The organism is Saprospiraceae bacterium, from assembly GCA_026129545.1.
Lineage (GTDB): Bacteria > Bacteroidota > Bacteroidia > Chitinophagales > Saprospiraceae > M3007.
This window is the reverse complement of record JAHCHX010000001.1, coordinates 303,316-326,345: the sequence shown is the minus strand read 5'-3', so window position 1 is coordinate 326,345 and position 23,030 is coordinate 303,316. Positions and strand designations below refer to the sequence as shown.

General features: G+C 54.3%; 14 protein-coding genes and 1 tRNA gene. 7 read left to right on the top strand and 8 right to left on the bottom strand.

Annotated features, from left to right (window positions below; translation table 11 throughout):
- Positions 1–4: 4 nt before the first annotated feature.
- The gene (locus tag KIS77_01055) at positions 5–433 is read left to right on the top strand and encodes a cytochrome c (protein MCW5920901.1); all 429 of its coding nucleotides are present in this window, start codon (positions 5–7) and stop codon (positions 431–433) included.
- A gap of 10 nt (positions 434–443) precedes the next feature.
- Here KIS77_01055 and KIS77_01050 read toward each other — a convergent pair whose 3' ends face one another.
- Positions 444–1,400: a hypothetical protein gene (locus KIS77_01050; GenBank protein ID MCW5920900.1), complete on the bottom strand. Its 957-nt coding sequence runs from the start codon at positions 1,398–1,400 to the stop codon at positions 444–446.
- Entirely contained in the window at positions 1,363–1,575 is a 213-nt protein-coding gene (locus KIS77_01045) for a hypothetical protein (protein ID MCW5920899.1), read from the bottom strand. Before KIS77_01045 ends, KIS77_01050 begins: the two co-directional genes overlap by 38 nt.
- A gap of 46 nt (positions 1,576–1,621) precedes the next feature.
- Between KIS77_01045 and KIS77_01040 the strand changes: the two genes are divergently transcribed.
- Both KIS77_01040 and KIS77_01035 read left to right on the top strand, forming a co-directional pair.
- A complete protein-coding gene (locus KIS77_01040) occupies positions 1,622–6,067 on the top strand; it encodes a choice-of-anchor L domain-containing protein (protein ID MCW5920898.1) in 4,446 nt (1,481 codons plus the stop codon).
- Between the two features lie 421 nt (positions 6,068–6,488).
- Positions 6,489–15,503, top strand: coding sequence for a gliding motility-associated C-terminal domain-containing protein (locus KIS77_01035; protein MCW5920897.1), 9,015 nt, complete (start codon positions 6,489–6,491; stop codon positions 15,501–15,503).
- Between the two features lie 188 nt (positions 15,504–15,691).
- On the opposite strand, the gene KIS77_01030 is transcribed toward KIS77_01035, so the two are convergent.
- Entirely contained in the window at positions 15,692–16,348 is a 657-nt protein-coding gene (locus KIS77_01030; GenBank protein MCW5920896.1) for a chromophore lyase CpcT/CpeT, read from the bottom strand.
- Positions 16,345–17,091: a hypothetical protein gene (locus KIS77_01025; GenBank protein ID MCW5920895.1), complete on the bottom strand. Its 747-nt coding sequence runs from the start codon at positions 17,089–17,091 to the stop codon at positions 16,345–16,347. Before KIS77_01025 ends, KIS77_01030 begins: the two co-directional genes overlap by 4 nt.
- Before the next feature lie 189 nt (positions 17,092–17,280).
- Between KIS77_01025 and KIS77_01020 the strand changes: the two genes are divergently transcribed.
- The gene (locus KIS77_01020; protein MCW5920894.1) at positions 17,281–17,997 is read left to right on the top strand and encodes a YebC/PmpR family DNA-binding transcriptional regulator; all 717 of its coding nucleotides are present in this window, start codon (positions 17,281–17,283) and stop codon (positions 17,995–17,997) included.
- Between the two features lie 15 nt (positions 17,998–18,012).
- Here the strand turns inward: KIS77_01020 and KIS77_01015 are convergent, their stop codons facing one another.
- Entirely contained in the window at positions 18,013–19,803 is a 1,791-nt protein-coding gene (locus tag KIS77_01015) for a S8 family peptidase (protein ID MCW5920893.1), read from the bottom strand.
- A gap of 163 nt (positions 19,804–19,966) precedes the next feature.
- Here KIS77_01015 and rpiB point away from each other — a divergent pair, with 163 nt between their 5' ends.
- The gene (rpiB, locus tag KIS77_01010) at positions 19,967–20,398 is read left to right on the top strand and encodes a ribose 5-phosphate isomerase B (protein ID MCW5920892.1); all 432 of its coding nucleotides are present in this window, start codon (positions 19,967–19,969) and stop codon (positions 20,396–20,398) included.
- On the opposite strand, the gene KIS77_01005 is transcribed toward rpiB, so the two are convergent.
- A complete protein-coding gene (locus tag KIS77_01005; protein ID MCW5920891.1) occupies positions 20,376–20,918 on the bottom strand; it encodes a shikimate kinase in 543 nt (180 codons plus the stop codon). The genes rpiB and KIS77_01005 overlap by 23 nt on opposite strands.
- A gap of 84 nt (positions 20,919–21,002) precedes the next feature.
- Here KIS77_01005 and KIS77_01000 point away from each other — a divergent pair, with 84 nt between their 5' ends.
- On the top strand, positions 21,003–21,482 hold the full coding sequence (locus tag KIS77_01000; GenBank protein ID MCW5920890.1) for a DUF1573 domain-containing protein: 480 nt from the start codon (positions 21,003–21,005) through the stop codon (positions 21,480–21,482).
- A gap of 62 nt (positions 21,483–21,544) precedes the next feature.
- Here the strand turns inward: KIS77_01000 and KIS77_00995 are convergent.
- Together KIS77_00995 and KIS77_00990 are read right to left on the bottom strand one after the other, a co-directional pair.
- A tRNA-His gene (locus tag KIS77_00995) sits at positions 21,545–21,618 on the bottom strand.
- A gap of 93 nt (positions 21,619–21,711) precedes the next feature.
- A complete protein-coding gene (locus KIS77_00990) occupies positions 21,712–22,668 on the bottom strand; it encodes a zinc ribbon domain-containing protein (protein ID MCW5920889.1) in 957 nt (318 codons plus the stop codon).
- 157 nt (positions 22,669–22,825) lie between these two features.
- On the opposite strand from KIS77_00990, the gene KIS77_00985 reads away from it, so the two are divergent.
- Positions 22,826–22,969, top strand: coding sequence for a DUF2256 domain-containing protein (locus KIS77_00985; GenBank protein MCW5920888.1), 144 nt, complete (start codon positions 22,826–22,828; stop codon positions 22,967–22,969).
- Positions 22,970–23,030: the final 61 nt, after the last annotated feature.

Here is a 23,030-nt window from a genome sequence, read left to right as displayed (position 1 = left end):
TTAGATGACGAAAGCAGACTCTACGATTATGGTATTCAGCCAATCGCTTGCCACACTTCTTTTTCTTGGCACTTTTACTCTTGTTTCTTGCGAAAACCATCCTTACCGCGAAGGAGAACGCCTGTACAGGGCCAACTGCGCGAATTGCCACATGGATTCGGGTGAAGGGTTGGGGGCGCTCATCCCTCCTTTGGCTAGCGCTGACTACTTGAGACTAAATCGAGAGAAACTGCCCTGTGTATTGCGATACGGCTTACAGGACACGATTGTCGTGAATGGGAAAATCTATGCCGAAGCGATGCCCGGCGCAACAAAACTCTCGGAAATTCACATTACAAACATCCTGAACTACGTCAATACCGCATGGGGGAACGCGAACGAGCCTTACCGACTGGATGAGGTGCGGATGCTGCTGGAGAATTGCGCCGAATAGGGACTTTAGTTCAATTGGTGTTGGCCAACTTTTTTTGGATAGCCTCTACTGTTTCCAATGGAATCTCTAGAAGTTCCGCTATCTGGTTTGTGGCGAAGCCTTTGACTAGAAGCTTTTCAATGTGCTTTGCGGTCACCTCGGCTATTCCCTCCGCGCGACCCTCCGCGCGACCCTCCGCGCGACCTTCGGCTATTCCCTCCTCGCGGCCTTGTTTTCGGGCCAATTGTTTGTAATGCTTCGTGACGATTTGTTCGATAGTCATGGTTGGCGCTGATTTGTAGTGTTTATCTATTTCGTGTGCAAATTTATCGTGGTTTTCCATGTTTTCAAAATTCACATATCCATCAATGAAGTCCAGCAATTTGCGAATTTTCTCTTTTTCAAATCCTTTTTGCAGCAGTTTTTTGACCAGCGACAATTTGATTTTCATTTTGCCTTCATCATCAAGCCTGTGTTTTTGGAGGCCATAATAGGCTGCCTCCATCACAATAGCAAAAGGATTGAGACTGCCTTCGTACTCTTCCGGCGGGTGGGCAGACACTTTGTAAATCGGATATTCGTAGCGCAAACGGGTTCCCCAAATGCCACGCTCGTAAGCATCGGGTAAAAAGCGCTCGTTTTCATCGGTGAGCACAGCCAGAGCAGCTACTTGCCTGTCGTACCGCTCAGAGATTCGATAGTATGCCTGATACATTCGCTTGGGGAAATCGGGGTCGTGATACCCCTGTACCTCGATATGAATCAACAACCAGTTGTATCGCCCATTTTTGAGTCTGATTTTCACCAACTTGTCCACTACCCGGCCTTTTTGCTGAGTGCGCGGAAAGATTCGGGCCAATTCTTTGTCCAAAAATTCAGGTACATGGGAGAAATCAATCTCGTCGGCATTTTGAGGAAAGAAAAAATACATGGAGTCTTGGAAAAAGTCCTCAAAGATAGTTTTCCAAAGCTGGTCTCGAATGCTCATATTGTTGGGTTGATTTGACGTTGGCGACGATTTGATAATGGTGTGCGAAGATATCCAATCGGCACTTCACAAACACGATGCCTCGGCTTTCAGGCAGCCCAATATGCCAGCCCGCGACACAAAAGCCCCGCAGCAATTTGGCATATTGGCCGCTCTCCCTACTTTTGGCACTCATTCCCTAAGGCGGGAGTGACCTGGAAGCAATTGCCTACATACTAAAGATGAAAAAAGTTTTCCTACTAATCGCCGCGCTCGGGATGGCGAGCGCGATGTCTGCGCAAACCCCTGTAAATGATGACTGCGCCGGTTTGATTGACCTCGGATTCGCGCCGAACTGCACGCCTGATGTTTACACCAACGTCGGTGCCACGCCGACCAATATTGGGAACGACAACTTGCCCAGTTGCTTCAACAGCGGAGTAGCGCAACGCGATGTGTGGTTTATGTTTACCTGTCCCGACACGTTGTTTGATTTTCGCATCACGCTGACGGGCGTGGGCAACACTCCCATCACGAACCCGGAGTTTGCGGTTTATCGCGGCGACTGTGAGTTTGACGGCTTGGCCGAGCTCTTGTGTCGCAAGGCGACGCTTGGCGAAACCAGCCTTTTCCTTGATGTGACGGGGCTTACGCCCGGAGCGCAATACTTCATCCGGGTGTCGGACTATTCGCTGACGGCGACCCCCAGTTCCGGCGAATTCACCCTTTGCGTGGACAAGATACCCCCGATTGTCACGATTGACCAAGGCAGTTCATCGCTGTGTAGCGGCACGCTTTACGACTCTGGCGGACCTGACGGCGACTATGGGCCGAACGAAGACCACACGTTTGTGATATGCCCAAACCAACCGGCTCCCTGCATCACTTTCACATTGGAGTATTTCAATATCGAGGATGGCTTTTTCGGCGATGTCTTGTCTTTTTATGATGGCGACAACACCAATGGGCAACCCATCACCCAAATAAATGGCCCCGGTTTTTTTGACCCTGCTGGCGGCGGCGGCGTTTGCTTTCAGGTGCAAGCCACGAGTGGGTGCCTCACGGTTCAGTTCATTTCAAACGCAAATGTTCAGTTTGAAGGCTGGAAGGGAACTTGGGAGTGCAGCAGCAGCCCTTGCCCTCCGCAAGAGATGTTGAGCGTGAACAACAACGTCACTCCCGCTCAAATCGCTGATGCGGTAGCCACCCCGCTGACGACGGTGACTGTGGCTGGCATCAATTGCCCTAGCGGCGGCTATGGCACATTCAGCTTTCCCACTGACAACAATACCCTCGGACTAGGCAAAGGCTTGCTGCTCACTTCCGGCAGCACACAAGTGGCTATCGGGCCGAACCTGCAGACTGGGGCAGGCGTGCTGCACAACTCGCCCGGCGATGCCAACCTTGACTATTTGTCGCAACAACAGGGCAACGGCCAGCCTTCTTTCGATGCTTGCATCGTGGAACTGGACGTTTTCGCTGGCACGGACGAGCTCGTGTTCGAGTACATTTTTGGCTCGGAAGAGTATCCAGAATATGTGAATTCAAATTTCAACGACATATTCGCATTCTTGATTTCTGGGCCGGGCATCGCGGGCGACCCAGGCTTGGGAGGGGCCAAGAACATCGCTATTTTGCCTAACTCCAACACGCCTGTGCAAATCAACAGCGTGAACAACCTGAACAATTGGCAATACTACCGCAACAACGAGGGCAACCAGACATTGGCCCAAGTGATTCAGTACGACGGCTTGACAGCCGACTCTTTGGGAAAGAAAAAAAGCCTCACGGCGCGTTCCAATGTGGTTCCCTGCAACACTTACCGACTCAAATTGGCGATTGCCGACAGGGGAGATGCCGCGTTCGATTCGGGTGTGTTTGTTTCCGAAATCAAGGCAGGCACCCCGGACATTACGGTTCAATTTGCTGGCAACATTAATTATCTGACCGAAAACTGTCTGGAAGGAATCCCCAACACGGTCATTTTCACGATACCAAACCCGCTCCCGCAGGTATCCAATTACACGGTCACGATAAGTGGCTCGGCCACTCGCGACGTTGATTACACGACCAACATACCCAATATCATAACCTTCCAGCCGGGCCAGACCAATATTTCGTTCAACATAACCCCCATACCCGATGCTTTGATAGAGGGCACAGAAACCATCATCATCCAACTTTCCAACGATTTTGGATGCGGCACCGTGCTTTTGCAAAACATCGTCATCGAATTGAGAGACCAAGCGGAGGTGAGCGTGGTGGGTGGCGACACCCTCTTTGTGTGCGCTGGCGCCACTCTCCAATTGGAGGCCGAAGGCGCAGTGGATTATTTTTGGTCGCCGCCCGGCGCGGTGAGCAACCCATTCATCCCAAATCCCACGACCATGCCGACGCAAGATTTTTGGTTGTCGGTAACGGGCACTTTGGGGGTTTGCACTGACACGGATTCTGCTTTTGTAAAAATCGTGGACCCTGCCATCGAAATTGTCGCTTTGAGCGACACCAACGTGTGCCAAGGAACACCCGTGTTTTTGCAAGCCAACAACAATGTCGGGAATACCGGCCTCGTATGGGCTCCCGCTGTCGGACTGGACGACCCAACAAGCCCGACCCCGACCGCCACGCCCTCTGTCACCACCACTTACACTGCAACCGTCACGATTGCAGGTTGTTCGGCAAGCGACCAAATCACCATCAATGTGGATACCTTGTTTTTTCCAAAATTGCAGACCGACACCACAATTTGTCAGAATTACTCGGTGTCGTTGGGTGAAATACTGAGCGGCACCACCAAGTACGAATGGACACCGCCCACAGGCCTGAACGACGCGAACAGTTCAGGACCAGTTGCTACACCCGACGCGACCACAACCTACACGCTCACCGCCACAAGCGCGAATGCCTACTGCTCACAAACAGGCACCGTCGCCGTCACCGTCATTCCCGCCGACGTGGATATTTTGGGGGCTGAATATCGGGAGATTTGCCTCGGCGACACCGTGCAACTCACCGCAGTCGTCAACCCTGGCGATGCCCAATCCGTGCAGTGGTCGCCGCCGTTTTACCTGAGCAACACCACTGGCCCCAATACCGTGGTGACGACCGATGAGACCATCACCATTGTTGCCACTTATGTGGTGGGTGGCTGCTTGGTGCGCGACTCCGTTCGCATACGAGTGGATTCGTTGCCCGACCAAACGATTGTTCGGATTGAAGACAAGGAAATTTATTGCCCCGGCGACACGGTGATTCTGGCTTCGCCTACTTATGAACCCGCTAATTTTCCAGATATTCAAATCAACTGGTTGCCTTTTGGCGGTCAGGAAACGCCCGTTGATTTGTGGAACATGGTTATCACAGCCACCGTGACCCACGTTTTCGAGCGCGTCGTCGTCAATCGCGGTTGCACCGACATCTCCTTCATTGAAGTGCCGGTGGGGGTGCCGCCGATGCTCACCATCGTGGCCACTCCGCCCGAAATTTGTCCCGGTGAAACCTCACAAATCCTCGTGACCGTGGACCCGCCCAACACCAAGTTGGAATGGCAGGACATGCCCCCCTCATTGTCTTGTTCCGAATGCCCCAACCCTGTTGCATCGCCCAGCGCCACCACAACCTACAACTTGACTACGCCCGAGGCTGATTGTCCCTCTGGAGCGAGCATTACCGTTCAAGTGCTGCCGCTTCCCGCGCTCAATTTGCCATTCAACCCTGTCATTTGCCTCGGCGGGCCGGGCAGACAACTCAACACCATCACAGAGCCGGGGGTCACTTACACTTGGACGCCACCCATCGGGTTGGACAACCCCTTTAGCGCCACCCCGACGGCCAATCCGACCGTCACCACCACATACAACGTGCTAGCGGAAGGGCCAAGGTGCGTCGCGCAAGGCATGGTGACTGTGACCGTCGCTTCCGCCACCGTTGACGCAGGCCCCGACCGCACCATCTGTTTTGCAGAGGGCACCACGCTCACAGCGACCGTGAATGGCACCCCGGGCAATATCACTTGGCAACCCGGAGGACAGACTGGCCCGACATTCAACGTCAACCCGCCAGCCACCACCACTTACACGGCCACGCTGATTTACGGAGCCGACTGCGTGGCAAGCGACGAGGTGACTGTGACGGTGATACCGAGCGTGACCATCAGCCCCATCATGGCAGAGCCTGACCCTTCCGATACGCTCTGTATCGGGGTGCCTATCACATTGCAAGTGGAAGTGACGCCAACGGATGCGACCATTGCTTGGCTACAAAACGGCACCATACTGACTGGCATCACTGGCGATTCGGTCACGTTCGTTCCACAAGTGGTGGAAGGCTCCTCGACCTTCTCGGCAAGAGCGACCAATCCGAATGGCTGTTCGGCAAATTCCGCCGAAGTCACTTATGATTTCAAGCGCTGCATAGCCGTTCCGAATGCTTTCACGCCGGGCAATGGCGATAATGTGAACGACTTCTTTGGGCCACTGCTCTTCGGAAGTAACACGGAAGTGCGCACATTCCAAGTGTTCAATCGTTGGGGCACCAAAGTGTTTGAGTCCACGCCCAATCAGCCGCGCTGGGACGGCAGGCACAATGGGAAGGATGCGCCCAGCGACGTGTACGTTTATTACATCGTGCTGCGCTACGCTAACGGCGACGAAGAAAAAATCAAAGGAGATGTGACCTTGCTGCGCTGACAAAAAGCGCCCTAAAAAAAGCCATTGGTCAATTTGAGCACAACATACGAGCCGCCCTGAACATTCGGGGCGGCTCGCGCTTTTTGTTCTAAGAAAACCAAACCTGCCATGCAGACGAAAACACAACACTTTTTGCCGCGAAATGCCATTTTGGCCCTTTTTTGACGAAGCAAAATTTTTTATCTCTTTTTTTTCGTCATTTGCCAAACGTTTATGAAAAATGCAGTACGTTTGCCAAATAACAAAACAGTTGCTTTTTTGCGAAGCCATCTTCTAAACTCCGGGCGGCGAAAGCGTTCTCGCTAGTATCTAAGCAACTACTCTCCTACACCGATTTATTTCATCCTTACACCCCGTGCCCTTCGCAACGGTGGAATGTTCTTTTCCGTAAGGCTCTAAACACATAAACTTTCTGTTCTTCATGAAATTTTTCTACCACGTCCTTACTTGTGCCCTGTCAATCCTGTGTTATCCGCTTTTTGGTCAATGTCCACCTCCGGGATTCCCCGACGCGGGGAATACATGCGTCCAAGCGCCCGTGTTGTGCGAAAACCTCGACGGTTACTGCAACACCATCAATAACAACAACCAGCAGCAAAACTTTCCAGGATGTGGCGGGCAGTTTGTGCTGAACAATGATGAATGGTTCGCATTTTTTGCTGGCACCACCTCTATCACCATCCAAGTGACCCCCACCAACTGCACGCCCGGCCCAAATATGGGCTTGCAAGGCGGCATCTATTCTGCTTGCGTCAGCCAGCCATTGGCCCTGCAATGCCAGTGCACGCAGAACCCATTCATTCTGAGCTCAAACAACTTCGTCGTCGGTCAGATTTACTACTTCGTGCTTGATGGATGCGCTGGCAACGTGTGTGACTACTCGATTACCGTGCTTTCCGGCTCCACCGTCGGTGTGCCGCCCAATGACCCCGGCCCCATCACCGGCTTGCAGGAGGTGTGCCAAAACTCCACGACAGGCTACTCGCTTCCACCAGTTGGAGGCGCTACGACATATACTTGGACCCTCACGCCAAACATAGGCACCATCAGCGGCTCCGGCCCGAACGTGAACGTCAGCTGGGGCAACAATACCACCTCTGCCGACCTTTGCGTCACCACCGCAAACGGCTGCTATGCCAACCCCACCCCATCGTGCATCACCATTGACGTGATTCCGACACCTACCGCTACCATCTCGGGTAGTGGGCAATTGTGCCAAGGCGGCGGTGGCACCGTCAACTTGACGGTCACTTTCACAGGTGAGGGGCCATGGACGTTTACCCCTACCTTTAATGGTTCCCCCCAAGCGCCCATCACGACGAGTGAAAACCCGTACACTTATACGGTCAACCAAGTGGGCAACTATGGCTTGCAAAACGTGTCCGTGCCGGGTGGCGCGAATGGCTGTAACGGTACGGTTTCCGGCTCGGCATCAGTGACACAAGTCACCATCAATACCTCTGCCACGGTCATCAACTCTCAATGTGGCCTCGACAATGGCGGCATCAACCTTACCGTCAGTGGCGGCAGCCAACCCTATTTGTTCCAATGGTCAAACGGCGCGACAACAGAAGACCTCAGCAACATACCTGCCGGCTCCTACACCGTCACCATCACGGAAGCTACCGGTTGCACGAGGGAATTCACCGCAACCGTCAATGACAACATCGTAAACCTCAACATCACGGCCAACGTCACAGCCAACACAACCTGCAACGGGGGAAATGGCGCGATTGATGTCAGCGTCAACCCGCCGCCCGGAAACTACACCTACCAATGGTCGAACGGCGCAACCACGCAAGACATCAACAACCTTGAGCCAGGCGCTTATACAATTACCGTGACCGCCGGGCCAACCTGCAGCAACACCGCCACTTTCAACGTAGGCAACAACCCCAACCAGCCAAACGTGACAGGCACCACCACGCAATCCACTTGCGAGTTGGATAATGGCAGCATCAATATCAATGTGTCTGGAGGCGTGCCGCCCTACCTCTTTACATGGTCGAACGGCTCCACATCGGAAGACCTGAACAACATCCCGGCGGGCAGCTATTCGGTCACCGTCACGGGAGCCAATGGCTGCACGCAGGTAGGCAATTTTACTGTCGGCAACAACAACCCCACTTTCAACATCAACGCCAACATAACCGCCAACACCACCTGTATAGGTGGAAATGGAGCTATCAACCTGAACGTTACCCCAGCCAACCCGAACTATACCTACACATGGTCGAACGGAGCCACCACACCAAATTTGAGCAATTTGGAGCCCGGCTCTTATACCGTCACCGTGAGCGCAGGCGGCGCTTGCACACAGACGAACACTTTCACCATCCCAAACAACCCGAACAATCCGAACATAAACCCGAACGTGATACCGTCCACCTGCGAACTCAGCAATGGAAGCATCAGCATATCGGTCACAGGTGGTGTCTCGCCTTATACTTTTCAATGGTCGAACGGTTCTAGCTCGCAAAACCTATCCAACATCCCCGCCGGCAGTTACACCCTCACCGTCACGGGAGCCAACGGTTGCTCTTCGGTTGCCAACATAAATGTGAACAACAACAACCCTCCCATCACCATCAACGGCACCCCGGTAGCCAATACCACTTGTTCGGGTGGCAATGGCAGCATCAGTATCAGCGTCGCGCCACCCAACCCAAACTACACATACACATGGTCGAATGGCGCCACCACGCCCAACATCAACAACCTGCCCCCCGGCACTTATACCGTCACGGTGAATGCCGGCGGCGCTTGCACCCAAACGGCCAGCTTCACCGTGGCAGACAACCCTAACTTGCCAGTCATCAACATCACCCCCGTGTCCAGTACTTGCGACCAAAGCAATGGCGGCATCAACCTGAGTGTCTCAGGAGGTGTCATGCCTTACACGTTCAGCTGGACCAACGGAGCCACCACACAAAACCTCGTCAACATTCCGGCAGGATTCTACGGTGTCACCGTCACAGGCGCGAATGGCTGCACCGCCAGTACAGGCGTGAACGTTTCCAACGAAAACCCGCTCATCACAGTGAACGGAAACGTGATTGCCAACACCCTTTGCAATGGAAACGGAAACGGCAGCATCACCACATCCGTCGCGCCGCCAGGCGTTTACACCTATTCATGGTCGAACGGTGCCACCACGCCCAGCATCAGCAATTTGGTGCAAGGCACCTACACCGTCACCGTGACGGGCAGCGGCTCATGCAGCCAAATCGCCAGCTTCACCATACCCGAAAACCCCAACGGCCCCACCATCAACGGCAACCCAACCAGCAGCACCTGCGACTTGTCGAACGGCGGCATCAATATCACCGTGAGTGGCGCCGTCCCGCCCTACACCTACCAATGGTCGAGCGGACAAACAACTCAGAATATCAACAACGTGCCAGCAGGCAGCTATTCCGTCACCGTCACAGGAGCCAACGGATGTACCAATGTCGCCAATTTCGACATCGGAAACAACAATCCCCCCATCAACGTGACTGGAAACGCAACCATCAACACAGTATGCGTTGGCGGCAACGGCGCCATCACCCTCAACGTCACACCACCCGCACTTGGCCCTTACACATATCAATGGTCGAGTGGCCAAACCACGCAAAACATCAATGGCCTACCAGGCGGCACCTACACCGTCACTGTACAGGGGCAAGGCTCCTGCTTCCAAACAGCCACCTTCGACGTAATTGACCAGCCCAACGTGCCGATTATTTTCGTTGAATATAAATTTGCCACCTGTGGCCTTAGCAACGGAGGCATTGACCTGACCGTGAGTAGCGGCGTGCCACCATACACCTACCAATGGTCGAGTGGGCAGACCACCCAAGATTTGAACAACGTACCGCCGGACTTTTACTCCGTCACCGTAACGTCCGCCAACGGCTGCACCTCCGAAACCAGCGGCGATTTGCCCGACGACATCATTGACATTATCATCAACGGCACAGTGCTGAACAAAACCTCCTGCACCACCAACAACGGGCGCATCACGCTGCAACTCAACCCCGCCCCCCCCACATCGAGCATCCAATGGTCAAACGGCGCTTTCACGCCCGTGCTCAACAACCTCGCGGCAGGCTCTTACACCGTCACGGTGACCGTTGGCACTTGTAGCAAAACCGCCACCTTCGTGGTGCTCGACGAATCGCAAGTGCCCAGCCTGACCCACGCCGTCACTCCTGCCACTTGCGGTGTCTCCAATGGCTCCATTGACCTCACCGTCACGGGCGGCCAAGCCCCCGTCACGTTCGCTTGGTCGAACGGAGCCACGACGGAAGACCTCAACAATTTGCCGCCGGGCAATTACGCCGTCACCGTCAGTGCGGCGGGCAACTGTTCCGCAGTCAGTTCCATCACCATCCCCAGCAATGATGTGGTCATCAACCTTTCGGGCACCGCAGTTGAGAACACTTCGTGTCTGACCCCCAATGGCTCCATAACCCTCAACGTCACCCCGGCGGGGAATTATACCTACAATTGGTCGAACAGTGCCAACACGCCCAACATCAGCAACCTCGCGCCCGGCAGTTACTCGGTAACCGTCAGCACCGGATTAACCTGTTCGGCCACAGCCAGTTTCAACATAGCCAACAATGCCACCGCCCCCAATTTGGCCGCTGCCGCCACACCCTCCATTTGTGGGCTGAACAACGGCTCGGCCAGCGCCAACCCAACAGGCGGAATGCCCCCTTACACCTTCTCGTGGTCGAACAGCGGCAATACCAATCAAATCAATGATTTGGCACAAGGCAATTATTCCGTCACCGTCACGGGTGCCAACGGGTGTTCCTCTACCGCGACCGCAAACGTGGTCAACAACAACGTGGCGCTCAACGTAACAGGCGTTATTTCTGAAAACACTTCATGCACAACGGGCAATGGCGCGGTGAACATCAGCGTGTCACCTGCGGGCAACTACACCTACAACTGGTCGAACAGCGCCACCACCGAAGATTTGAACAACCTGAACGGCGGCAGCTACACAGTGACCGTCAGTGCAGGCGGCAGCTGCTCGTCCACTGCAACATTCACGGTGACCAACAACACCCAAAATCCAATCATCACCCCAACCGTGACACCCTCAATATGCAGCAACGACAACGGCGGCATTGACCTCAATATCAGCGGTGCCAGTGCGCCTTATACCTTTGTTTGGTCGAACGGCGCCACCACAGAAGACCTCGCCAACATTTTTTCCGGCAACTACTCCGTCACCGTGACCGCCTCCAACGGATGCACCGCCACTACCACGCTGAACGTGCCCAACAACAGCTCCACATTCAGCTTGGGTGGCAGCGCCACACCCGTCACCAACTGTGCCACCCCCAATGGCTCGGTTAATTTGGTGATAACCCCACCCGGCAATTTTATCATAGAATGGTCGAACAACGCCACATCGGAAGACCTCAGCAATGTGCCACCCGGCACCTATACCGTCTCCGTGACCGACCCCGCTGGAACAGGATGTACCGCCACAGCATCGTTCATTGTGGACGACAACACTACCCTCCCGACAGCTTCACAGACCGTCACTCCCGAAGTTTGTGATTTGGAAAATGGCGGCGTTGACCTCAACGTGAACGGCGGTACCGCGCCTTACACCTACAATTGGTCAAACAATGCCACAACCCAAGATTTGAACAACGTGGCTGCCGACACTTACACCGTCACCGTGACGGATGCCAACAATTGCACCACCACTGCCACGGCAACCGTGCCCGACAACTCCATCACCTTCTCGATAGCAGGCTCCACTTCCCCCAACACCATCTGCGGGACAAGCAACGGCAGCATTGACCTCACCGTGACACCTGTTGGCGTTTACACCTATAATTGGTCGAACAACGCCACCTCGCAAAATCTCAACGGACTGGTGGGCGGCAACTATTCGGTCACCGTCAGCGCAGGTGGCAGTTGCACCAGCGTGGCTTCGTTCAACGTGGGCGACAACACGCTTTCCCCCGCCATTGCCGAAATCGTGGCACCTGCCTCTTGCGCCAAAAGCAACGGAGGCATTGACCTCTCGGTGAGCGGCGGCGAAGCGCCATACACTTATTCGTGGTCGAACAGCGCCACGAACGAAGACCTGAGCAACATTCCGGCAGGCAACTACTCCGTCACCGTCACGGGTGCCAACGGCTGCTCCTCAGTGGATGCCTTCGTGGTGCCTGACAACGTGATAACACCCGGCGTGAGCGGCACGACCACTTCCAACACCTCTTGCTCGGACAACAATGGCTCCGTCACCATCGGCGTAACACCACCCGACAACTACACATTCACTTGGTCGAACGCACAGACTTCCCAAAACCTGACCAGCCTCGCGCCGGGCGACTATTCCGTCACCGTCAGCGCAGGAGGCAACTGCACTAGCGTCGCCACTTTCACCGTAGGCGACGATACGCCCTCGCCCGACATTGATGAAACTGTGACAGCCGCTACCTGCGCCAAAAGCAATGGCAGCATTGGCCTCTCGGTGAGCGGTGGCGAAGCGCCCTACACCTATCAATGGTCAAACAACTCTAATGGCGTAAACCTGAGCAACATACCCGCAGGCAACTACTCCGTCACCGTGACGGGCGACAATGGCTGCTCCTCGGTGGCAAACATCACCGTCCCCGACGGCGTGATAACACCCAACGTGAGCGGCTCCACCACACCCAGCACATCCTGCGTGGACAACAATGGCACCATCACCGTCAGCGTGACACCACCCGATAATTACACGTTCGTTTGGTCGAACGCCCAAACATCGCAGGACTTGGCCAACGTGGCACCAGGCGATTACACCGTCACTGTGAGCAGCGGCGGCGCTTGCACAGCAGTCGCTACCTTCACTGTCGCCAGCAATACGGCCCCTGTCTTGTTTAGTGGAGCGACCACCGATATCAAATGTTTTGGTGGCAACGAAGGCACCATTGACCTGAGCGTGACCAGCGGCACGGCCCCCTATCAGTTCGCTTGGTCGCCCAACCAACCCGGCAACCCGGCAAACCTCACCGACCTCGTCGCGGGCAACTATACCGTGACAGTCACCGATGCCGAAGGATGCACGAGCACTGCCACATTCAACATCAGCCAACCAGCCAGCGCCGCGCAAATTGCATGCAGCGCCACCGCAACCGTCAGCGCCCCCGGCCTCACAGACGGCGCCGGACAGGTAAATGTGTCGGGCGGGACAACGCCTTACGTCGTCAATTGGTCGCCGGGTGGCACCCCAACCAATGTTTCGTCTGGCACATTGCCCTTGAACAATTTAGGGACAGGCACTTATGTAGCCACCGTCACGGATGCCAATGGCTGCACCGATGTTTGCGACTTCACAGTAGGTCTTTTCAATTGCAATACTGCCGTCGGCGATATGTCGAATGCGCCTTTGTTCGTGTGCGGCCCTGAATGTATCACCGCTACCTACAATTCCGCCGGCGAGTTTTTGGATGCCAACGACGTGCGGCAATTTGTGCTGCACACCGGAAGCGGCGGTCAAATCGTCAACGAAATCGCCCGCAGCAGCCAGCCAACTTTCTGCTTCGACCCAGCGACGATGACCTTCGGCACGACGTATTACATTTCCGCCATTGCAGGCAACAACGACGGCTCTGGCAATGTGGACTTGAGCGATTTTTGCGCCGTTATCTCGGTTGGCACGCCCATTTCATTTAGAGAAAAACCAGCAGCCAGCATCACCGCGCCCGAACCAATTACCTGCGCCGTGAAAACCGTGACCTTGACGGGCAGCTCAAGTCTGACAGGCTCCTCCTTCCAATGGACGACCGTCGGTGGCTCCATCGTGGGCAACCCAGCGCAAGCCACCATCACAGTGGACGCCGCTGGCAATTATCGCCTGACAGTGAACGCCAACGGCTGCGCCGACACGACCGCCGTGACGGTGAACAACCTAACCAACCAGCCCAAGGCATCCATCGCGTTCAATCCCAGCGACGTGCTGGATTGTACCATCAGCGAAATTATCCTATCCGGCACCATCGAGGGCACCACAGCACCCAACACCATCTGGATACTCAACGGCGCGTTTTATTCAGGTGGAAACCCCGTGCCCGTCACCCAAGCTGGTTTTTACGAGTTCATAGTGCTGGACACCATCACATCCTGCTCCGATACCGCCTCCATCACTATCAATGAAAACTTGGCCTTCCCGCCGCTTTTCATCAACCCGCCCGGCTTCCTCACTTGCTTCAACACCACCGTGACACTCACGGGTGGCTCGCCAGTGAATGGCATCAACTTCAGGTGGGCTACCATCAACGGCGCGGACACCACCATCGTCGGCACGGGCACCACGCTCACGGTGAGCCAACCCGGCACCTATTATCTCATCGGCAACGACCCAAGCAACAACTGCATCAACCTTGTCGCCACAACGGTGAGCAACGACCAGTCAATACCCACTGCCGATGCGGGCACAGCCTTTAGCATCGCTTGCTTTGGCGAGCTCGCCACCATCAATGGCAGCGCCACGGGCGTGGGCACGCTTTCCTACCAGTGGACAAGCCCTGATGGCAATATCGTGTCGGGTAGCAACACCCTCACGCCGACCATTGACCTGCCGGGCACATACACGCTCGTGGTCACCATCGTCGCCACCGGCTGCACCGCCACCGACCAAGTGGTGATAGAGCCGAAGGTGCCAGTCATCCAACTTCGCACGAACCAGCCCCCCTGCTACAATGACAGAGGCGCTATCGTGGTGGAAAGCGTGGAAGGAGGCAAACCACCCATTCGATACTCGCTCAACGGCGACGTGTTCACACAGAACACCCTTTTCACCAACCTGCTCCCCGGCGATTATACCATCGTAGCCATTGATGCCGTGGGGTGCAGCGCGACCGCGACCACTACCATCGTGGAAGGGGAATTGCTGGAAATCACTTTGGAAACACGCGTCGTCATCAAGCTTGGCGACAGCTATCAAATCAACACGGAAGTCACGGTGCCACCCAGCGAGTTGGCAGTCATCCAATGGACACCGAACACTGGCCTGGACTGCGACACCTGCCTCAACCCGCTCGCCACCCCGCTCACTTCCACTCAATATCGTCTGAACGTCGCCAGTCAAACCGGCTGCAAGGCCGATGCACGACTATTGTTGCTGGTGGATAAAAGCGTGGACGTGTATGTGCCCAACGTGTTCTCGCCCAACGGCGACAGCGAAAACGATGTGTTCATGATTTTTGCCGACACTCGAAGCGTGGTGAAAATCAAGTCGTTCCAAATATACTCGCGCTGGGGCGAACTCGTCAGCGAACACTACGATTTCTTGCCCAACGACCCCGCTTATGGCTGGGACGGCAGACATCGGGGCCAAACCATGAACCCCGCCGTGTTTGTGTGGTATGCTGTGATTGAATTGTTCGACGGGCAGGAGGTGCTGTATGAAGGTGACGTGACCCTACTGAGGTAAGCAGGAGCGCCAACTGTTCACTTGAAACAATAAACAAGAGTCATCCCGAGCGTTCGGCGATGACTCTTGTTGTTTATGCGAATAAGAGGTTGAATACTAAACGAAAAGAAGTTCAACCCCTCATTCGCATATTAGACTTGTCGTGGTGGAGGTCTTTGGCGACGGGAAAGCCCTCCACCACGACAAGTCTATTTTTTCAAAAACTCGTACCCGCCTTTGGTGGCACCCCACACCTGTTGGCCTTGTGCGTCGAAGCCTTGGTCCCAACTGAGCAACATATCCTTAGTGATGGTCACTTTGGAAGAAGCATATTTGGCTCCTCGTATATTGCTCTCACAGCCCTCGCCCCGCGTAGCGCCCACAAACGCCCCGTTCTTTTGTTTTTCCAAAAAAACGGCGCAGCCTTCACGCAGCGTCAAGTCCGACGGTTCCAATTGGTCGAATGAGGAAGGATTTTTGTATGCCCCGGCCCACTTGGCTGGCTCGGGCAGCGTATATACGATGCTTACGAAACCTTTTCGGCCCTCGCGCTCCACTTTATAGATGCGCTGTCGGTAGGGCTTGTCTTCGGCGGCGGCGGTAGCCTGCTCCACATAGAGCCAATAATTGGCCCTATCAGCCAACCAAATGGGACGAATGTGCAAGCGGATGTCGAGAAAATCGGAATCGCGCAGACTTTGCGCCTCACTGCTAAAATCGCCAATCATCCATGCCACGAGCGTTCCCAAATCGGCATCGGTAGCTCGTTCGGCGCTGCGCGAGGGCGCACATTGCAAAAACAAGCCTGCTGCCAGCAGGAGCATGGCGAGCAGGCTTGTATAGTTGTCAGAAAAACGAACAATCATTGCTTCTTGTTTGGGGCGGTGCTTGGCTGGGGTGCCAGTTGGGCTGGCGCGGCAGAAGGCTCGGCATCTGGCGCTGTGCCTCCGCCAAAATCATACGTTTGGCCGTTGAGGTATGCCCAACTGACTGGTGCCCACTCCGTCAAGCTTTGGCGCAAGTACTTCTTTTTGGTGCGGCCTTGTGCCAATATCGTGCGTTCCAAAATCAGTTTTTTCAAATTCGGATTGCAATAATTCACCGCCGAGGCAAATGGAACGTCGCCGCTGAGCGGCAGGATTTCCAAACAGGTCACAGCGTGATTGAGCGCATCCACGCCATCAACAATTTTGTGAAATTCAAGCAGTTTGCGAATCGCCGCCGCATCGCCCGCTTTGGCTTTTTCAACCAAATCCACATAATTCACTTTGGCTAAATCGGCCATTTTCAGCACGTTCTGGAAAATCTCCACCTCGTACGTTTTGCGCAGCGAGTCCGGCACGACGGTGATAGACTCCACGGGCGGTTTCCATTCCTCATGGTTGCCTTTTTGAGGTGTTTCGGCACCGGGAGCAGCAGGAATAATAGCTGTACTGGTGGATTGCTGCGTCTCCAAAGCCCCAGTGCCCAAGCTTAGGCCTGTGCCTTGCGGCGCGGAGGAGGAGGCAGGGTCCGTGGTCGTTCGGGTGCGAGGAGCATCTTGCCCACACACACTCAACGTTTGGAAAAACAGGAGGCCAAAAGCCCAGCAACACAAATTTCTTTTCATGGGAAATCAATTTTTGCTTGGTTAAATAAACGCCGCAAAGGTGGGCAATTTGCGCCACATTTCCTTCCCTTCAATTTTTGCCGAACGCTTATTTGCTCTTCGCAAAATATCTACTTTTGCGCCGTTTTTCGGCAAATCGAATCTCTACACTCAACTTCTAACACTCTCAACTTACCATCACCGCATAATATGGGACGCGCGTTTGAATTCCGCAAGGAGCGAAAATTTAAAAGATGGGCCGGCATGGCCAAGACCTTCACCCGCATCGGGCGCGAAATCGCGCTGGCCGTGAAAGCTGGGGGCGCCAACCCAGAGTACAACTCCCGTCTTCGACTCGCCATCCAAAACGCCAAATCGGCCAATATGCCCAAGGCCAACGTGGAGAGCGCCATCAAAAAGGCTTCGGGCAAGGAAGCGGAAAACTTTCAGGAAGTCCTCTACGAGGGAAAAGGCCCCCACGGGGTCGCGATATTGGTGGAGACCGCGACCGACAATCCGACTCGAACAGTAGCTAACGTTCGGATGTATTTCGACCGAAATGGCGGGGCGCTCGGCACCTCTGGCAGCGTGGCTTTTCTATTCGCTCGCAAAGGCGTGTTCAAAGTGAAGGCAGAAGGAAGGGACTGGGACGAACTTGAGCTGGAACTGATTGATGCTGGCTTGGAAGAGCTGAAACGCGAGGAAGACGAGGTGGTGTTGTACACCAGTTTCACCGATTTCGGCACCATGCAAAAAACATTGGAAGACCGAGGCATCGAAACCACTAGCGCGGGCTTGGAATGGATACCCAACCAGACAAAAAAATTGGGCGATGCAGAGGTGGAGCAGGTCATCAAACTGATTGACCGCTTGGAAGACGACGACGATGTGCTCAACGTGTTCCACACGATGGATATGTCTGAGTGACCTGCCCCGCCTTTATCATTCCTTCACCAAGCGGCCTGATGCCGTCCCGGTGGTTGTTTTTATTTGCCAAAAATAAATCCCGCTAGGGTTGTTTTTCATGGACACCTGTACCAATTCGCGGTACTGCGCCGTCCAATTTTTGCTGTACACCAATCTGCCATCGGAAGAAAACACATCCAACACTGTCTTCCCAACTGTGTTTTGAATATCGAATATCGCCTCGTCGGTCACAGGATTGGGGAACACCCGCGCTTGGGGCGCGGGTGCCTCGGGAGCGGATACCTGATTGTAGGCAAGCGCCGCGTTCACGGCTGCCAATGCGTTCACCCGGCCATGCCCGTAGGCGTGATTGGGCGTTTGTCCGCTGGGGATGCCACAGTTCGATGTGTCGCCAATCGGAACAGCTGTTTCTTTGATGAAGTTCTCTATGAGTTCCACTTGGCCAGCCAAGTCGGGTCGTGCCGAAAGCACCAGCGCCACCAATCCCGCCACATGAGGCCCTGCCATGCTAGTGCCGCTGAATGCGGCATAATTGCCGTTGGGGGTACAAGAGCGAACGAACTGACCCGGCGCGGCCACCTCTGGTTTCAACCGATTGCTGCCATCAACAAGCACCGGCCCACGGCTACTGAATGTGGCGATGGTGTCGTCGAAGCGCGTGGCGCCAATGCTGAAGCTTTCCTCGAAGTACGCAGGCGGGGCGTAAGTGCTTCCACAATTGGGGCCAAAATTGCCATTGCTCACCACCACGAACACGCCAGATGCTTTGAGATTGACAATCGCCACTCGCAACAAATCATTGATAATAAAGTCTGTACAGCCCTCGATAGTGGCACAATACCAAGAGTTGTTGATGACGTGCGGTGCTTTGGAGGGGTCTTGGTTTTGGCCATTGAGGTCGGTGGGAGCCAAGAACCACTGAAAACACTCAAGGTAGGTGGACGGCTGCCCCCAGCCGCGTTCCATGTTGCGGCACCCGACCCATGAGGCGCCCGGTGCCACACCAATCTGGTTGCCGAGGCCATCGTCGCCCACCATAGTGCCCATTGTGTGAGTGCCATGTGAGCCATCGTCGCAGGGGGCTGGCGCGTTGAACCCGCAGGGGTTCGTCCCGACCGGGTTGCCGAGCGTGTCGTAATTGAGCGGGCTGAAATCGTGGATGGCATCGTGCCAGTTGTAATGGTGCTGAGCGGTGCCCGAAAAATTGTCCCAGCCTCGATAGTGAGGCTGCAAAGTGGGATGCACCCAGTCGTATCCAGTATCCGCGCCCCCGATGGTAACGCCTTGCCCCGTGTACCCGAGCGCCCACACAGCAGGTGCGTTGATGCGTTCCACGCCCCATTCGACAGCGCCCCGCCCCGCAGCAGTGGGAGCAGCCAATGAGGTCTCCACTGGCCCTTCAAACTGCACCCAGGGGTCGGCTCCGAGCCAGCGCACTTCGGGCAATTCGGCCAATAGGCGCACCAATTGGAGGTCAGCCTTTTTCACCGCAAGCGCGTTCACGAGATAAAGACCGTTGACGGAAGCATCTTTTTCCCTCAATAGCCGCACCGCGTTGGCTTGCGAGCGCATAGCCGTTTCCATTAGGCGCTGATAGACGAAATGCGCTTTTTCAGACTTGGTTTTTAAAAAGCGAGCGCCACTGATGTCAGCCTGTTCCCGAAAGACCACCAGCAAATCGGCTGAATGCCCCTCGTTCAATGCGGACAGTATTTCAGCAGAGACCTTTGCCCGCCAAGCGGTGCTTTGGCTAAAAGAAATTGTGCTGGAAAGCGACAGCAGCGCAAAGAGCAGAAGTTTTTTCATTGATTTGAAAATCAAGTATTTAAAAGTTAACCGAGTTGGATTTCACAGGGCGTATCGGGACAGGCCAAAAGTAAAACCTCGCAAGATACCCGCCCGGCCAAAATCAGCAAACGCCTATCTTTGCCACAAAATCATTTCACCTCATACTTCTCACATCCTACACATGAAAATCGCAATCGGCTGCGACCACGCAGGATTCCCCTACAAAGATGGCATCGTGGAGATGCTCCAATCGCAAGGACACATGGTGCTCGACTTCGGAACCAACTCTTTCGACTCTGTGGACTACCCCGATTTCGCGCATGAAGTGGCAAAGGCGGTCGAATCCGGCCAAGCCGACAAAGGGGTGGTGCTCTGTGGCAGCGGCAACGGGGTGGCTATCACCGCCAACAAACATCAAGGCATACGATGCGCCCTGTGCTGGACAGAAGAAATCGCCGCGCTCGCCCGACAGCACAACGATGCCAACGTCATTGCCCTGCCCGCTCGGTTTGTGCCAGAAATACTGGCGCAGGCAATGGTGCGTATTTTTATGCAAACCGATTTTGAAGGAGGGCGGCACGAGCGGCGGGTCAATAAAATCGCGTGTTCTTAAAGCGCCCGTTGCGCACGGCAGTCGTCAGTTTTTCCAAAACCAAAGGCTCGTCGTCAGTAAACTCCAACACAATCTCCGCCTGTCCGTAAAATGGCTCGCGCGGTGCCAAACGGCGCTCAATCTCGGCAGTCAATGCCGACTCCTCTACCCCCTTCAACAAAGGCCGCTTTTCCTTTTCGTGCTGCAACCTGCTTGAAAGCACGCTTGGCGAGGTCTTCAAGTAAATGGTAGTGCCGTGTCGTTTCATCCAAGCCATGTTGTCGGAAAAACAAGGCGCCCCTCCACCAGTGGCAACGACGGATGGTGGCAAAGCAGCAAGGCGGCGCAGGTACTCGCGCTCAAGCACCCGAAACACGGTCTCGCCCTCCGCATAAAAAATTTCGGACACGCTGCGCCCCTCACCCTCCTCAATGAACGCATCAAGGTCAAGAAAGGGCCAACCCAAGTGTTCGGCCAGCACGCTGCCCCAATGCGTTTTGCCGCTACCCATGAACCCTACGAGAAAAACATGTTTGTCCATTCACTTTTTGTTTTGACAAAAGTGCCAATTAGCAGCCGGCCTGCGCCGTATTTTTGCCAAAAATCGAGAAAAAACATGGATAAAATGAATAAGCATCTCCTTTTCAGCCTTTTGGTGACATTCACGTTGGCTGCTTGCAACAATGCCCCTTCGGAAAATGTGCAAAAAATCAAATCGGATGGCTCTTCCAATGCCGACATGGTACGCAACCCCGTCAGTGCCAATCAACCCATGGACACTGTAAACGTGGCCCGCATCACCTTTGAGGAAACAGAATTTGATTTTGGCGAAGTCAAAGAAGGGGATATCGTGGAGCATAAGTTCAAATTCACCAACACGGGCAAAGTGCCGTTGACCATCTTAAAGGCTCGCTCATCGTGCGGCTGCACCGTGCCATCGTATCCTGAAGACCCAATCGCACCGGGCGAAACGGGCGAAATCACGGCCAAATTCAACACCGACGGCAAACCCAGCCGCCAGCAAAAGAACATTTATATCACCGCCAACACTTATCCCAACGAATCCATCGTGACCCTCAAAGGATTTGTGAAGCCGAGCAATTGAGCATGAAAGCAAATAAAAAAACAAAAGGGCGGCATCTTGCGATGTCGCCCTTTTTGTTTTTGGGAGGATGAGGGGGCTCGAACCCCCGACCTTCGGAACCACAATCCGACGCTCTAACCAACTGAGCTACAACCTCCGTTTCGGGCGGCAAAGATACTTTGTGTTTTTGAACTTTGGCAAGACTTGTGAACGGGATTTTTTTCAAAGCCAAGAATCATGGGAACGGCACTCAAACTGCCATCGCCCCGACAGGTCGCCAACCCCTGAGTTTTTTGAGCAATTTGCACAGTTTCAGATTCAAAGAAGGGTTGGCGTTGAAAAAATGTCCGTTGATGGTCATCCATTTTTTTTCCAGTTTAATTTCGCGCAGTTCGCTGTACGACACCAGACGTGGCTTGTCGAACGGAGCGCGCCAATAGATGCCTCGGTCTGTCATGGCAAACCCTTCCTTGCCGTTGTTTTTCAGCGATAAATCGCAGATAAACCAAACGCGCTCTTTGCGCTCCGCAAAAAGAAAGTTTTTGCACACATTGGCCATCAATTCCTCCTCCATTGCGATAAAATTAAAATAAAACACCTCGTCTTCTCTGTCGAAATCCAGAAAATCCCGAATCATAAGCCCCAAGTCCGTTTTGCCCGCCTGTACTTTTTCGTACTTCAAAATAGCGGGCGGCAACACCGCCCCCGTCAAGTCGGGGCAAAATTGGATGATGAAATAATCGAGCAAACCTTCAAAAGCAGCATCCATGCGGCGGTCAATGTCGGGCAAGGCCTCCGTGCCAAATCGCTCCCATTGCGTGAGCGCATCCTCCGCTATTTGTTCGGCTCGCACCGAATAGATTTCCCGGAAGCGCGAATCATAGAACCGCTCGACAAATTCGCTGTATCGGGCAATATCGTGCTCCGCTTCCACCCGACGGCACAGACTGCCAAAGAACAATCCCTTCACTTGCTCGGTTAAGTCGTCCGCATCGAAATCAAGCGGGTAAACAGGCTCGTAGGCGCTTTGTTGGATGTTTTTGCGGCCAAAGTGAAACCCGCAATGATGACAGAAGACAGATGCCAGCGGGCTTTGCTCGTGGCAAGCCGGGCAGGGCTTCATTTTTTCCACCATCGCGTCGCCGCAGCGATGGCAGAATTTTGCCCCGGGAATGATTTCGGTCGCGCAATTCGGACAGAGGTTCATAGCGTCATTAAAAAGTCATTGTATCGTTGAGTGCACCACGTCATTAAAAGTCATTTTTCAATTACTCCTAATGACCACAATGACGCTCGTTACAGGCGACAAAAATAAAACTATTTGTTTTTAAAAACAAGTTTTTACAACAACTTTTTTTTTCAACATGGCAAAGCAGGTCAAAAAGGAAAACCTTCCCCAAAAGGTGTGCGCCTCTTGTGGGCGGTCATTTTCTTGGCGAAAAAAATGGGAAAAAGTGTGGGAGGAGGTGAAGTATTGCAGTGAGCGATGTCGGAGGAAGAAGGTTTAAGTTGTTTGAGGGTCTGTCCGGCCAAGCGGAGCGGGCGGAGCTTTATCGAGAGCGTTCAGAA

Coding starts and splice junctions, on each gene's coding strand:
- KIS77_01050 (MCW5920900.1), bottom strand. CDS start 1,400: ATGAGCATTCGAGACCAGCTTTGGAAAACTATCTTTGAGGACTTTTTC.
- KIS77_00990 (MCW5920889.1), bottom strand. CDS start 22,668: ATGAACCTCTGTCCGAATTGCGCGACCGAAATCATTCCCGGGGCAAAA.
- KIS77_00985 (MCW5920888.1), top strand. CDS start 22,826: ATGGCAAAGCAGGTCAAAAAGGAAAACCTTCCCCAAAAGGTGTGCGCC.
- KIS77_01045 (MCW5920899.1), bottom strand. CDS start 1,575: ATGAGTGCCAAAAGTAGGGAGAGCGGCCAATATGCCAAATTGCTGCGG.
- KIS77_01005 (MCW5920891.1), bottom strand. CDS start 20,918: ATGGACAAACATGTTTTTCTCGTAGGGTTCATGGGTAGCGGCAAAACG.
- KIS77_01025 (MCW5920895.1), bottom strand. CDS start 17,091: ATGAAAAGAAATTTGTGTTGCTGGGCTTTTGGCCTCCTGTTTTTCCAA.
- KIS77_01040 (MCW5920898.1), top strand. CDS start 1,622: ATGAAAAAAGTTTTCCTACTAATCGCCGCGCTCGGGATGGCGAGCGCG.
- KIS77_01030 (MCW5920896.1), bottom strand. CDS start 16,348: ATGATTGTTCGTTTTTCTGACAACTATACAAGCCTGCTCGCCATGCTC.
- KIS77_01020 (MCW5920894.1), top strand. CDS start 17,281: ATGGGACGCGCGTTTGAATTCCGCAAGGAGCGAAAATTTAAAAGATGG.
- KIS77_01035 (MCW5920897.1), top strand. CDS start 6,489: ATGAAATTTTTCTACCACGTCCTTACTTGTGCCCTGTCAATCCTGTGT.
- KIS77_01015 (MCW5920893.1), bottom strand. CDS start 19,803: ATGAAAAAACTTCTGCTCTTTGCGCTGCTGTCGCTTTCCAGCACAATT.
- rpiB (MCW5920892.1), top strand. CDS start 19,967: ATGAAAATCGCAATCGGCTGCGACCACGCAGGATTCCCCTACAAAGAT.
- KIS77_01055 (MCW5920901.1), top strand. CDS start 5: ATGACGAAAGCAGACTCTACGATTATGGTATTCAGCCAATCGCTTGCC.
- KIS77_01000 (MCW5920890.1), top strand. CDS start 21,003: ATGAATAAGCATCTCCTTTTCAGCCTTTTGGTGACATTCACGTTGGCT.